The organism is Pseudoalteromonas sp. APC 3224 (genome assembly GCF_030407535.1).
GTDB lineage: Bacteria > Pseudomonadota > Gammaproteobacteria > Enterobacterales > Alteromonadaceae > Pseudoalteromonas.
Window position 1 is genome coordinate 16,965 of sequence record NZ_JASDDF010000031.1, and the last position, 13,542, is coordinate 30,506.

General features: G+C 40.6%; 11 protein-coding genes. 6 read left to right on the plus strand and 5 right to left on the minus strand.

All coding sequences use genetic code 11. The annotated features are described in order from the left end of the window. Nucleotides 1–97 precede the first annotated feature (97 nt). From QL989_RS14435 to QL989_RS14460, 6 genes are all read left to right on the plus strand, one after another. A complete protein-coding gene (locus QL989_RS14435) occupies nucleotides 98–1,618 on the plus strand; it encodes an aldehyde dehydrogenase family protein (protein ID WP_010389285.1) in 1,521 nt (506 codons plus the stop codon). Nucleotides 1,619–1,944: 326 nt separating this feature from the next. Next, nucleotides 1,945–2,550 carry a DUF998 domain-containing protein gene (locus QL989_RS14440; RefSeq protein WP_290170886.1) on the plus strand — a complete coding sequence of 202 codons (606 nt, stop codon included), beginning with the start codon at nucleotides 1,945–1,947 and terminating at the stop codon, nucleotides 2,548–2,550. Between the two features lie 114 nt (nucleotides 2,551–2,664). Further along, entirely contained in the window at nucleotides 2,665–2,874 is a 210-nt protein-coding gene (locus tag QL989_RS14445) for a hypothetical protein (RefSeq protein ID WP_138605480.1), read from the plus strand. A 71-nt stretch (nucleotides 2,875–2,945) separates the two neighbouring features. Next, complete coding sequence (locus QL989_RS14450; RefSeq protein ID WP_138605481.1) at nucleotides 2,946–3,497, plus strand: GNAT family N-acetyltransferase; 552 nt, start codon at nucleotides 2,946–2,948, stop codon at nucleotides 3,495–3,497. A 43-nt stretch (nucleotides 3,498–3,540) separates the two neighbouring features. Then, the gene (locus tag QL989_RS14455) at nucleotides 3,541–3,798 is read left to right on the plus strand and encodes a hypothetical protein (RefSeq protein WP_290170889.1); all 258 of its coding nucleotides are present in this window, start codon (nucleotides 3,541–3,543) and stop codon (nucleotides 3,796–3,798) included. A 178-nt stretch (nucleotides 3,799–3,976) separates the two neighbouring features. Further along, complete coding sequence (locus QL989_RS14460; RefSeq protein WP_290170891.1) at nucleotides 3,977–5,449, plus strand: S41 family peptidase; 1,473 nt, start codon at nucleotides 3,977–3,979, stop codon at nucleotides 5,447–5,449. 51 nt (nucleotides 5,450–5,500) lie between these two features. On the opposite strand, the gene QL989_RS14465 is transcribed toward QL989_RS14460, so the two are convergent. The 5 genes from QL989_RS14465 to QL989_RS14485 all read right to left on the minus strand — a co-directional run bounded on the left by QL989_RS14465 (nucleotide 5,501) and on the right by QL989_RS14485 (nucleotide 13,537). Next, on the minus strand, nucleotides 5,501–8,446 hold the full coding sequence (locus QL989_RS14465) for a TonB-dependent receptor (RefSeq protein WP_290170892.1): 2,946 nt from the start codon (nucleotides 8,444–8,446) through the stop codon (nucleotides 5,501–5,503). 74 nt (nucleotides 8,447–8,520) lie between these two features. Continuing rightward, entirely contained in the window at nucleotides 8,521–11,175 is a 2,655-nt protein-coding gene (locus QL989_RS14470; protein WP_290170893.1) for a glycoside hydrolase family 16 protein, read from the minus strand. Nucleotides 11,176–11,445: 270 nt separating this feature from the next. Then, on the minus strand, nucleotides 11,446–12,234 hold the full coding sequence (locus tag QL989_RS14475) for a sterol desaturase family protein (protein WP_178956896.1): 789 nt from the start codon (nucleotides 12,232–12,234) through the stop codon (nucleotides 11,446–11,448). Continuing rightward, nucleotides 12,227–12,871 carry a CDP-alcohol phosphatidyltransferase family protein gene (locus QL989_RS14480; RefSeq protein ID WP_138605491.1) on the minus strand — a complete coding sequence of 215 codons (645 nt, stop codon included), beginning with the start codon at nucleotides 12,869–12,871 and terminating at the stop codon, nucleotides 12,227–12,229. The genes QL989_RS14475 and QL989_RS14480 overlap by 8 nt, the downstream gene beginning before the upstream one ends. 27 nt (nucleotides 12,872–12,898) lie before the next feature. Next, entirely contained in the window at nucleotides 12,899–13,537 is a 639-nt protein-coding gene (locus QL989_RS14485) for an ATP-binding cassette domain-containing protein (RefSeq protein WP_178956894.1), read from the minus strand. Nucleotides 13,538–13,542 lie beyond the last annotated feature (5 nt).

A 13,542-nucleotide genomic window follows, 5' to 3' on the forward strand; every position in this document is an offset into this window, starting at 1 on the left:
ATACCGATTAAATATAAAGCAACTAGCTACATTACTCTAACAAGTTGCTGGTATTTCGGCTTAGACTTTTAGCTAACAACAACAAGAGAACACACATATGATTTACGCAAATCCAGGCACAGCAGACGCACTCATCACATTTAAACAGCAGTATGGTAACTATATTGGCGGCGAGTGGGTTGAACCCGTTAATGGTCAATACTTTGAGAATATTAGCCCTGTAAATGGCAAAGTGTTTTGTAAAATTCCCCGCTCTGACAAAGACGATATTAATTTGGCGCTTGATAAAGCGCATGCCGTAAAAACGCAGTGGGGCACAACCTCAGTGACCGAGCGCAGTAATATTTTATTAAAAATTGCCGATCGCATTGAACAAAATCTAGAGCTACTTGCAGTGGCCGAAACATGGGATAACGGTAAAGCCATTCGCGAAACCCTCGCCGCTGATATTCCACTTGCTGCGGACCACTTTCGTTACTTTGCCGGTTGCTTGCGTGCTCAAGATGGCAGTATTGGTGAAATAGACGAAACCACGGTGGCTTATCATTTTCATGAACCATTAGGTGTTGTAGGGCAAATCATTCCATGGAACTTTCCAATTTTAATGGCTGCATGGAAACTAGCGCCTGCACTTGCAGCTGGTAACTGTGTGGTACTTAAACCTGCTGAGCAAACACCCGCCTCAATTTTAGTGTTGATGGAAATTATTGGTGATTTACTGCCCGGCGGCGTGCTAAACGTAGTAAATGGCTTTGGTAAAGAAGCTGGCGAAGCACTGGCAACCAATACGCGTATAGCTAAAATTGCCTTTACAGGCTCAACCCCTGTGGGTTCACATATTTTAAAATGCGCAGCTGAAAATATTATTCCTTCAACGGTAGAACTTGGGGGAAAATCACCTAATATCTTCTTTAACGATGTTATGGAAAAAGACGACTCATACCTAGATAAAGCAATTGAGGGCGCCATTCTTGCCTACTTTAACCAAGGTGAAGTATGTACTTGTCCATCACGCTTGTTCATTCAAGAAGATATTTATGAGCAATTTATAGAACGCATTTTAAAACGTACCAAGCAAATTAAACGCGGTAACCCGCTAGACAGCGAAACCATGGTAGGTGCGCAAGCCTCTAAAGCACAGTTTGATAAAATTTTAAGTTACATTGATATTGGCAAACAAGAAGGTGCTGAAGTACTCAGTGGCGGTCATGTTGAGCAACTTAGCGATGAACTAAATGGTGGCTATTACATTCAACCTACTTTATTAAAAGGCACTAACGATATGCGCGTGTTCCAAGAAGAAATTTTTGGCCCCGTTATTTCAATGTCGACCTTTAAAGACGAAGCCGAAGCGCTCGAATTGGCTAACAGCTCAGAATTTGGTTTAGGCGCAGGTGTATGGAGCCGTAATATGAACCGCGCTTATCACTTTGGTCGCAAAATAGAAGCCGGTCGCGTATGGACCAACTGTTACCATATGTACCCAGCACACGCTGCGTTTGGCGGTTATAAAAAGTCTGGTATAGGCCGCGAAACGCACAAACTCGCGCTCGATCATTACCAACAAACTAAAAACTTATTAGTAAGTTACAGCGAAGATCCCCTTGGCTTCTTTTAATAACGCGTTTTAGTTTAAACAAACAACCTATAAGTAATGAAAGCGCTGCATTGTTGTAGCGCTTTGTTTTTTTTAAAACTAATACTGATAGCATTTGATTAGTGGTTAATTATAATAATAAAGAAATGATTTATTAATGAGGCGAAATAAAACCTCAGTGAATCATGCACAAAGAGGGTAATAAGGCGCTGGGTTGAAAAAGTAGATTAAAGGTTCTAGCTCAGGGCTGTTTGTACAAGCTCACAGCTCGTCACTCGAAGCCGGCTCATTTTCTCCTCTGTGTTTAAAAAGGCTTTAGTGAATTAATCACAAAAAGGATTATGGTGATGTTTGAAACGATTGCGATTTATTCAGGGTTAATAGCCACATTATGGATATTCATTGGTGTTTATGTAGCAAGTCGGTTTTATAAAGGTTACAGCCATTCTAAACAATTTTGTAGTGAATTAGGTGCAACAGGAAGCCCAACTGAAAAACTGTCACCGCTAATTAATAATTATCCTTTAGGTTTTCTATTTTGCTTTTTTGGCTGGTATTTGGCGCAATTGGCTAATGTTTCTATATTGGTTAATATTGCTGGTTGGTTAGTTATAGTGCATGGTATTGGTACCTGGGTTGCGGGTTATTTTCCTATGGATGCTGACCCATTTACTAAACATCCAACTTTTAGCTGCAAGGTACATTCTTGGGCTGGTTTTATTATGTTACTTTCGCTGGTTGTAGCACCAATATTAATAGCTATTAGTCCAACCACAGAAGTTATCTCTCTATACTTTCGTGTTTTTTCAATTGTTTCTGTTATCGCTACAGTTTATTATTTGTTTGCTATGGCTAAAGCAATAAAACTACAAAGTAAACCTGGTACCTATCAACGTATCTCTTATGGTATTCAATTAAGTTGGTTAAGTGTTTTTTCAATAACATTAATTTAAAACAATCACTAGTGCCTATCATTTGTTTAAACGTTAGGCTTGTCAATCTAAGAAATACATCAGCATTGTGTTGATTTTAGCTCATTATTTGGGCTTATAAATCAAGGGAAACTTATGAATATAAACGTTATTAAATTCCGTTTTATTTTACTAAGAGGCCCATTAGGCTGGGGAATTCCTACAGCTATTTTATTTCAATTAATCATGCACCTTACAGGTGAGCAAGATTTTTTTGATGGAATCATTTCATCTTTAATAATATTTCCTTTAGTAGGCATATTATTTGGATACCTTATGTGGCATTCAAAACATAAAAAGAACTAAATAACTGAGAGACCTACCTTAATTACTTGGTTTTTTTGAAAGTTTTTAGCTGTAATTACAAGGAGGTTTGAGTGAAAATTTGTGAAACCCAAAGATTGCTTATTCGGCAGTTTTCAATTGATGATGTGCCGGCATTAAGTAAAATTCTTAGTGACGATGAAGTGATGAAATACTCAATTCGTGGTGTGTGCGATGAAGCCGCAACTGGTGAATTTATAAAGTGGTGTTTACAATGCTACGATTCATATGATTTGGGCCCATGGGCACTAATAGATAAAAACAGCGATTTATTGATTGGATTTTGTGGTATTTCCCCACAAAGTGTTGCGGGTAACGAAGAGCCTAATTTAGGGTATCGATTAGCGGTCGATTTTTGGAATAAAGGCTTAGCCTGCGAAGCGGCTAAAAGTGTTTTAAAGTATGTGTTTACTCAAACTACTCATCAATCCGTTGTTGTTATTATTGAACCTGAGCATATTGCGTCATTGAGAGTAGCAAAGAAAATTGGCTTTACAGATTATAGCAATCATGAATTTCACGGTCGTGCCGTACAGTTATATCGATTAACAAAGGCGCAGTGGAATGAATGGACTTCTTTAGATGCTGCTTATGTAGCTACCTAAAGCTCAAGATAGTTAACGTTGGTTTGTTAAAAGGAAATTTTTAATGGATATAGATTCTCACATAGTTCAGCTTGAAAAAAATAACCGAAAGTTATTTAGTGCATCTCATTATTTGGGACTTACGATAGCGATGGCTGTTATTGTTTTGTTGTTAATGTTTTATTTCAGCCCATTGATAGGGTTTGCTTGTTCAGGTTTTGCTGCTTTCTTTTTAAACTTTTTCTATTCACAGTATAGCTTTAGAAAACTCAACGCCCGCATAACACTACTGCAAACCAAAATTGAACAAACGTCTAAGTAAGCTGTTGCTCTAAATTTAAAGCCAGTTCATTTTAAATCTTACTTATTGTTAGCTGCTTTTAATGTTGTTAAGTTACTGCTATAAAAATAATTTGCTGATACTTATTTGATTTAAGGTATTTTTAGTTCCACCAAATGAGTTTACAGTAATTATATAACCTAATTTAAAATGGATTTTCATGAACATAAAAACAAAAATAGTTAGCCGTACTTTATTGAGTGCTTTATTAATTACGCCTACCTTGAGCATGGCAGAATTAGCAGTTACTCCTCAAACACCAGAGCAATGGCGCAGTGTTACTGATCGTGATATTGAAGCTGCTTACAGTATTTCGGCAAAAAACCACCCCGGTATGTTTGATGTTAACAACCCAGTCTTTCCTGAGCTATTAAAGCAAGCAAAAGCAGAAGCACTTGCACTGTCTGCTAAAGCGAGCGGGCCGCAGGTTCATGTTGCGGCAATTGCGCGTTTTAGTACTGTGCTACAAGATGGTCATGCAGGTGTGTTTTCACGCGTTGAACGACCTGCTCGTCGTTGGCCTGGTTTTAGTGCCGTTTGGCGGGGTGATGCATTAAAAGTGTATTACAGTGAAACAGATAATATAAATAAAGGTGATGTGATAAGTGGATGCGATGGGCAAAGTACCGAGACGTTAATGCGACAAAGAGTGTTTAAATTTCATGGACAGGTTACACAACCTGGGCATTGGTGGCAGCAAGGTTGGCGGTTACTAATTGATGAGGGCAACCCATTTTTAACACCTCTAAAAGAATGTCAATTTATTAAAGCTAATGGGCAAGCTTACAGTAAAACCCTTGATTGGTCTGTTCGGCCAAAGAGTGTAAGTAAGCATTTAACACATGCTTATAATGGGGATGAGCTTACAACCGATTTAACTTGGCCTGCGCAAAACATAGCGTGGATTGCTATGCCCAGTTTTGAAAATAACGATAAGCAAACTCATGATTACAATAACCTGTATAAGAAAGTGGCGAGTCAACGTACTAAGTTACTCAGTGCAAAAACGGTGGTTTTAGATCTTCGTCATAACCAAGGTGGTTCGTCGTATTGGAGCTTAACGCTTGCAAAAGCGTTGTGGGGTGAGCAAATTGTTGAACAAAAAATGGATAACTACTCACAAAATAGCCGGGTTTGGTGGAGAGCGTCAAAAGACAATACCAACTATGTTAAATCGTTAATTGACGTGGTAAAAGATCAACCTGAAGTTCATGAACTGATTAAAGAAATAGCAGCAGGTATGGCGCAATCACTTGAAAATAATAAGCCATTTTACATTGAAGAGCTGCAAAATAAATCAAACCTAAGCGAAAGTACGCTACCAGTAAGTGACTTCAAAACACAGGTTGTTGTTATTGTGCCGCCACAGTGTGCAAGTGCGTGTCTTGACGCCATTGATGTATTTAAGCAATTTACAAATACTCAGTTATTTGGTGCACCCAGTAGCGCAGACTCGCTGTATATGGAGGTACGTTTAGCCGATTTACCTTCAGGCTTAGGTAAAGTGATAGTTCCTAATAAAGTGTATGTTAATAGAGCAAGAGGAAAGGGCGATTACTACAAACCTGATATTGCCTATAACGATATTGATTGGACAACCGATAAGCTATTAGAAAAAATTAAACTGTTATAAAAAAAGCCGCTTGTTGTAACAAGCGGCTTAACTTTCTAACTAGGGGTTAGTTTAAAACGAATAACGGGCGCCAATTGCGTAGCGTGGACCATACTGGCGAGCAAATAAGAACTGCTCTTCGTAACGACCATACCCTTGCTCGGTTTCATTATTAAGGTTAATACCTTCAAAGAATACCGTCACATTTTCATTAACGTCATAATTTACGCTCATATCCCATTGACCATATGATTTGGCGTATTGTGGTGGTGCATCAGCAGAGCCTTGCGCTTGGCCTACACCAATTAAATATGCATCACGCCAAGCGTAAGTTACTTTTACAGATAAACCTTCTTTTTCGTAAAACGCTTGGAAGTTAGCTGAATCACTCAACCCTGTTAATGGAGCTTGTTGGTCTAGGCTGTCTGTATCAAATTCAACATCGCCGTCAACAAACGTTGCATTTACACCGACCCCAAAGCCTGTCTCACCAATTAAGTGTTGTACTGCTACTTCAAAACCATCGACTGATTTACTATCGGTATTTTGTGGTTGGCTAATATTCCAAGTAATAAGTGGATCATTACTATTTGGTTCAATTTGGCCGTTTGCATTGCCATCACCATTAGCAAGCATTTGTGCAAAAATAGCATCGCTTGTTGCTTGATCACCACGAGCTTCAATATCACTAACCGCTTGTAAATAGCGTGGGCCATTTAAAATATCATGTAAGCCTTCAATGGTGGTTGGAGTAATGGTGGTTTGAATAAAGTTATCAACGTCCTTTTTAAAGTAACCTACTGATGCATAGCTGCCTTCTGAATAGTAATACTCTAATGATAGGTCAAGGTTTGTTGATTCAAATGGCAATAATCCTGTATTACCTTGGCTACCTACTCGTGCCCCCGGTTTTGGGCTGCCTGTAAGGCTACGACCACCGGCTAAATCGCCCAATGGCGCGCGCGACATAGTTTTACCCCATGATACGCGAGCAACTAAGTCATCGGTTACGTCAACACTTAGGTCGATTGATGGTAGTAAAATATCGTAACTTCCTTCTTGAACTAAGAAGTTGTCATCGCCGCCAGCTTCATATTGAGTGATCCACTCTGAAGCACTTATCCAATTTACTTGTTGCTCAACGCGTTGACGAACAGAGCTACTTACATCGGTTTCTTCATAACGAAGGCCGGCATTTACTTTTATGTAGTAATTGCTAACTTCAAATTCCCAACGTGATTGAACATAAATACTGTTGGTAATTTCTTCAACAGCGCTTTGACTGTCAATACCATCAAGATAGGCATTAGGCGCATAGGCATCGCCACCGGTTACATCAGCAGTAAGGTATGCCATTTGTCTTGCTACAGCTTCATCAAAATCAAAGCTATAATAATAGTTAGGTTGTAAATTGTTACCACCACCAGCAAATTGGTCTAATAGTCCTGAAGTGTTATTAAGGGTAAACATACCATCAGGGAATATCTCGGTGTAAGAAGGGTTAAAACCAGGGCCGCCAACTAAGCCACTCCATGCTTCATAACCACCGGTATTTTGTTCTGTACGCGAACCACCAAACTTCACTTCAATTAAACCAATGTCAAAACTATCGTTTATCCATGTTGTGTGTAATTGCAGCTGCTCAATATCTGATTCTCCAGGTGAATGAATAAACTGGCTAAAGTTTGAATCAATTTCACCAGGGCTTAATACGCTAGTACCGTTTTTCCAGTTAACTTGCGCATGTGGAATTTCACCAGTGCGGTAATCATAAATTTTATTTACAAGCTGATCAGAACCTAAAATAACTTGCCCATCACTACCCAGACCTTTGTCTGCGCCGTTATCTGTCTCGTTTTTAGAGTCGTGGTAGTCAAGCTCAACTTGCCATGTTTCATTAATTTGCCAATCTAAATTTAAGCCAATAGAACGAGCCTTAACTTCAGTGGTATTTTTACTAGAGGTAAATGATGCATCGTTACCACTTATATCTGCATAAATAGCTGTGCCATTTTCATCTAACTCGTAGCCATTAATGTTACTACCAAAGTCGTTCCAAATACCCCAGCCGAGAGTTTCTGAGCCTGTTGTAGCCTCACTTGCTGTATAATCAAGGGTTGCTACAAAATTATCTGTGGGTGCAAATTGCAGTGTGATTTGCCCATTAGTACGCTCGCGTTGTAAATCTTCAATTGCGTAGTTCATGTCTTTTGCAAAAAAGTGATTACCTACACGATTTCCTTGCGCATCTACTGCGCGTGGTTCAATAAAATCACCTTCAGCAAGAGTAGGTAGGTCTACATTTGCTTGCCAACCTTGAATATTGGCGCTTTGCTTTTGAAAGTCGCGTTCTTGATGCGAAAAAGAAAAACCAATACCAAACATTTCATCGCTAAAGGTATTACTATAAATAGCCGATACTTCCGGAGTTACATCGCTACCCGCTTCATTTGATGAATCATGAATAGCTTTAGCTGTTGCCGAAAAATGCTGGCCAGGTCTTTGTAAAGGTCGAGTTGTTGAAATGTTAACCGTCGCACCTAAGCCACCACTGGGCACATCAGCACGGGCAGTTTTAAATACTTCTAAGGCACTAACACCTTCTGAGGCAATGTTTTCCAGATTATATGAGCGAGAGTTACCCGTTCCAGGCATTTGGCGACCGTTAAGTGTTACCAAATTAAATGAAGGGCCAAAACCACGTACGGTAATTTGGCTTCCTTCGCCGTTTGCACGACTCACCGATACACCTGTAATACGTTGCAGTGACTCTGCTAAGTTAGTATCAGGAAATTTACCCATTTCTTCAGCAGAAATAGCATCAACGACCCCCGATGCATCACGTTTCATATCCATAGAGCGGATAAGTGAACCGCGAATACCTTTAACTTGTATTACTTCGATTTCAGGTTCCACAGTATTTTGTTCTGCTGCATGAGCGATATTCAGCGTGCTTGCAGCGATGATAAGTGACACAGAAGCCGCTAGTGGGCTTTTTTTAAACTTATTTGTGTTCATAATTGCTCTGCTTTTACTTAATTTATTACGGTAAGTAGGTACTTGTAATTCACTACCTACCACTGAATTAGGGATTACGGGTTAGCGATAATCACGTTGTCTATACGGTAAACAGCGCCTTCACCTGTCCCCCACGCTGGAAACATCATAAGTACATTGATATCGCTAATGTCTAAACCGGCAGCAAACAGTGACTGTAATGTAAATGTGTAGGTTTGCCATTGGCCATTAACGGGTACTTCCCCCTCAACGCTTTGTGAAAGAGGAAGCTCTACCGCTGTTGCTGCGCCTGTTGACTCAATTTTAAATGTCCATACAGCGTCAGGATTATTTGGCGGGGTTACCACTTTCATTTCAAACTGCACAACGCCATTAGCTAGTATTGCTGATGCATCGAAAGAGATACCGTCGTCGGCTAAAAAGCCCATTACCGTTGGCGCAGAGCCAATAACAAATTCAGCTACAGTACCGTGATCAGCATCGTCAATTTCTTCTGTTGGGGTAGAGCCGCCACAACAGTCCCAAATGCTCCACATATCTGCGGCAGTATTTTGGAAAATAGTGATTTCATCGCCTGCTGATGCACTAGGATCGTACATCTTAGCGTTATCAACACGGTAAACCGCACCTTCACCGGTGCCCCATGCTGGGAATATCATTACTACATCAATGGCACTTACATCTAAACCTGCGCCCGCTAAGTCAGCGAATGTAAAGGTGTAAGTTTTCCACTCACCTACAATAGGTGCATCGCCAGCATCTGTTAATGGCAATTCTACCGCGGTATCACCCTCATTAGATTCTATTTTCATTAACCAAGTGGCATCTGGGTTATTTGGGTTTGACATCACTTTCACATCAAACTGTAGTAAACCATTTTCTAAAATGCTGGTTGCATCAAATGGAGTACCGCTACCACCAGCAGATGAACGAGTATTAAAGCCCATTACAGTGGGGGCTTCGCCAATAGTGAATTCTGCGGTTAAGCCGTGTTCTGCATCGTCCATAACTTCTGTTGGAGTAGAGCCGCCACAACAATCCCACATCGGCCAATCTAAGTTTTGCCCATCTGTAAATAAGTCTACTGATGGTGATTCACCTACATCGCCCTCAATAGCCACGTTGGTAATTAAATATTCAGCGCCTTCGCCAGTTTGCCATGCTGGGAATACCATTAATACATCAATGGCACTTAAATCTAAGCCTCTTTCTTGTAGTAGAGAAAGCGGAAATGTATAGGTTTGCCATTGGCCTGTAACCGGTGTTACGCCTTCAACACTATCGCTAAGCGCTACATCGCCTGTATTAGGTCCGCCATCACCCGCTTCGGCTTTTAATAGCCAAGTTGTCGAAGATGTTGGCGGCGTTACTACTTTCATATCAAAAGTTAATCGACCATTTAGATCAAGAAGGAGTGATGCGTCAAATGGAGATGAGGTGCCGGTAAAATCATCTGGGAAGTGACCACCACGAGTTGAAAAACCTAAAACAGTACCGTTATTATCGTTAATGTTAAACTTAATAGCGTCACCTTTTTCAGCATCGGTTATAGTTCCTGGTGTGGTTCCACCACAACAATCCCATGCGATCCAGTTGGCGTTTAATGTGCCATTGAATATATCAAGGTTTCTTGCAACGCCATCACTTGGTGGATTAGGTACAGGGGCTTTACCTTCAACAAGTGCATCATCTAGGCTATCGTAACCTGGGCGCACAGTTTCACAACCTTTACCTGTGTCAGTATTTGCAGCGCATTGATAAACCCGTACGTAATCAACCTCAAAGCTTTGACCTTCTGCAAATGCTGCAGCGTCAACACCTAAGTTGTTTACATTTTCAGGCCAGTCACCACCAACGGCGTTATTTAAAATAAGGTAAAAATCTTTATCAAATGGGGCATTATCCCAGTGAGTGGTAAGTTCGCCATTACCTTGTTCAAAGTATTCAGCAAACCAGCCTTTATGTTTAAGGCCAACAGCCTCATCTTTAGAGTTGTAACGAACTTCAGAGCGACGTTGTGTGGCATATAAGTAGCCATCTACGTACCAGCGAATTTCGCCTTCTTGCCATTCAATAGCGTAGGTGTGGAAGTCATCTGCGGGATTCATTCCCTCAGGCAGAGTATAAGCTTTGCCTGAGCTTGAGTTATTTGGCCACTCGCGACCATAGTGAAGTGTGCCATGAATATTTGCTTCAACGGTGCCATCTTCAGCGACTGTTTTTAAATTTACCGCTTCTAAAATATCAATTTCGCCAGAGCGCGGCCAAGTGCCATATACTTCGTCGGTTGGCATCATCCAAAATGCAGGCCAGCTACCTTGACCTGACGGTAGTTTTGCACGCATTTCAAAGCGACCATAAGTAAAGTCAGCGTTGTAACGGGTATTTAAACGGGCTGACGTGTATGGTTTTTCTGCACCTTCTTCAGCAGGTAGGGCGACTATATTTAGTACACCGTCTTTAATAAAGGCATTTTGTTCACTGTCGGTGTAACATTGTTTTTCGTTATTACCACCGCCGGCGCAGTTTAATTCAAAGTTCCACTTATTTGTATCAATGCTTGTGCCATCAAATTCATCACTCCAAACCATTTGCCAATCTGAAACTGGCTGGGCAGGATCTACTTTTTCAAAATTGGATGTTGTCGCAGCATCGCCGCCACAGCCAGCCAAAGACGCTAATGATATAGCAGCCAAAAGGCGAGTAATGCGTGTTGTTTCAATGTTCATAACTGAACCCCGTTCAACTGATTATTGTCAGAATATAGTGTATTTGTTGATTTTGTCATTTTGTAAGCGCTTACATTTTTATGTGTGGTAAATGTAAGCGCTTACAAATGATATGAGGGATTTCAAATTTGGTCAAGAATTTGTTTATTTAATTTACAATTGGTTTACTTTAAATAAGCTGCTTTTGTTAATGTAGCAGCTCAAAAGCTTAGATAATGTAACAAACTAAGCTGAAATAGGCCCATTTCTCTGCTTAGTTTAGGCTAGTTGCTACTTTTTAAATGGTAACGTTAACAAATACCACAAGGACGCGTTTTGTTTTGGGTCGGGATATTGGGCTAAGCCGATGTTTAGTTTATTATCTGATAATGTGGCGCTGGTTTTGTAGCTGCCAAAAAGTCTATCCCACCAAGTTACGCTAAAGCCAAAGTTACTATTTGTTTCTTCGGGATTTTGGCTATGATGAATACGATGCAGTATTTGAGTCATTAAGATAAGCCGAAGTGGTTTTTCTATTGCATTGTGTAAACGTATATTGGCGTGGTTAAATAGCGCTAATCCATTAAGTGCAATTTCAAATATTAATACTGCAATAGCAGGTACACCCAAAGCGGTAACGGCAATCAATTTTATAAGTATGCTGAGTACAATTTCGATAGGGTGAAAACGCAAACCTGTGCTGGTATCTACATGCGCATCGGCGTGGTGCACACGATGCAAACGCCACAAAATTGGCACGTTATGAAATAACCTATGCTGCCAATATATAAGTATATCAAGCAGTAGCATGCTTAAAATAATAGCAACACTACTTGGTGTGGCTATTTGATTAAATAAACCGATACCGTGCTCTTGGTTATAAAGCGCTACGGCAGTTAAGCCTATGGGTACACTTAAGCGAGCAATTAGTGATGAAGCAAACACCAGTCCAAAATTAGCGAACCATCGGGTGTTACTTTTTATAGGCGATTTACGCGCAGGCATACGCGATTCTAGCAGCATCATAATAACCAAAATGCTAAAAAAGAACCCTAAACGCCACCAAATTTCATTACTCATTGGCTTGTGTAACCTCATCAGCTTCTTGGAGTTTTAACGTGTTATATCCTCCATGTATACGTGTAAAAATAGTAATAGCGCACGCAGTGGCAAAAATACTCGCCATTATGGCAAAGTGCTGCGGCCAAATACAAAAGGCAATAAATAGCGCTATGGTTTCTGTGCCTTCGGTTAAACCATTTAAATAGTAAAAACTTTTGTATTTAAACTGGGGTTTTTCGAGCTTAAATTTTTCGGCGGCTATGGCAAAGGCTAAAAAGCTTGAGCCTGTGCCTATAAAGGTGGCCAGTAATACGCTACCTGCAATGGCGTTTTGCTCGGGGTTTACCAAAATAAAGCCAAGCGGAATTGCCGCGTAAAATAAAAAATCGAGGGTAATATCTAAAAAACCGCCAGCGCTTGAACTTAAATTTGCATGGCGTGCCAATGCGCCATCTAGCCCATCTAAAATACGATTTAAAGCAATAGCCGTTAACGCTGCGTACCACATTTCATACGCAATTAATGGCACTGCTAATAGCCCTATTAAAAAGCCTGCCACAGTAAGTTGGTCGGGCGTTATGCCGCGCTTGTGCATTAACGCTACAACGGGGGTTAACAGTGGCTTTATTATTGGGGTGATGTATTTGTCTAACATGCTTGGTGCCTTGTACTTTTTGTGCGTTTATTTGGCTAAGTTTAAGGTGATCAGTTTGCCGTTTGCGGCCTCTGCATCGCTATGATCGTGGGTTACCATAATAGCGGGCAATTTATGCTCGCGTATTTGGCTAAATACTAGCTCGCGCGTATCTACTCTTAATTGGGTGTCGAGCTTGCTAAAGGGCTCATCAAGTAAAATAGCTTTTGGCTCGCTTAATAGCATACGCAATAAAGCAACGCGGGCTTGTTGTCCACCAGAGAGGTTGTCGGGGTGGCGATTAGCCATGCCTTTTAATCCTACCTGTTCAAGGGCGTGCTCTATTTTTTCAAGGCGCCGTTTTTTATTGCCTTTAGGCATAGCAAAGGCAATGTTACCGCTTACCGATAAATGCGAAAATAATAACGCATCTTGATAAAGCACGCCTATGTGGCGTAAATGTGCGGGTAAGTTATTAATGTTTTTACCGTTAAGCCACACTTCGCCGTTTGCGCTAAAACCACTGGGTAATGTACCCGTAAGCCAATTTAAAAAGCTTGATTTACCACTGCCTGATGGCCCCATAATAGTGAGTATTTCGCCGCCTTTTACCTGCTCGTTTAAGCTTAGTAATTGCTCGTGTTGACGATAAAGCTCACAATTTTTAATCTCTAAAGATGACTGCATTAAAA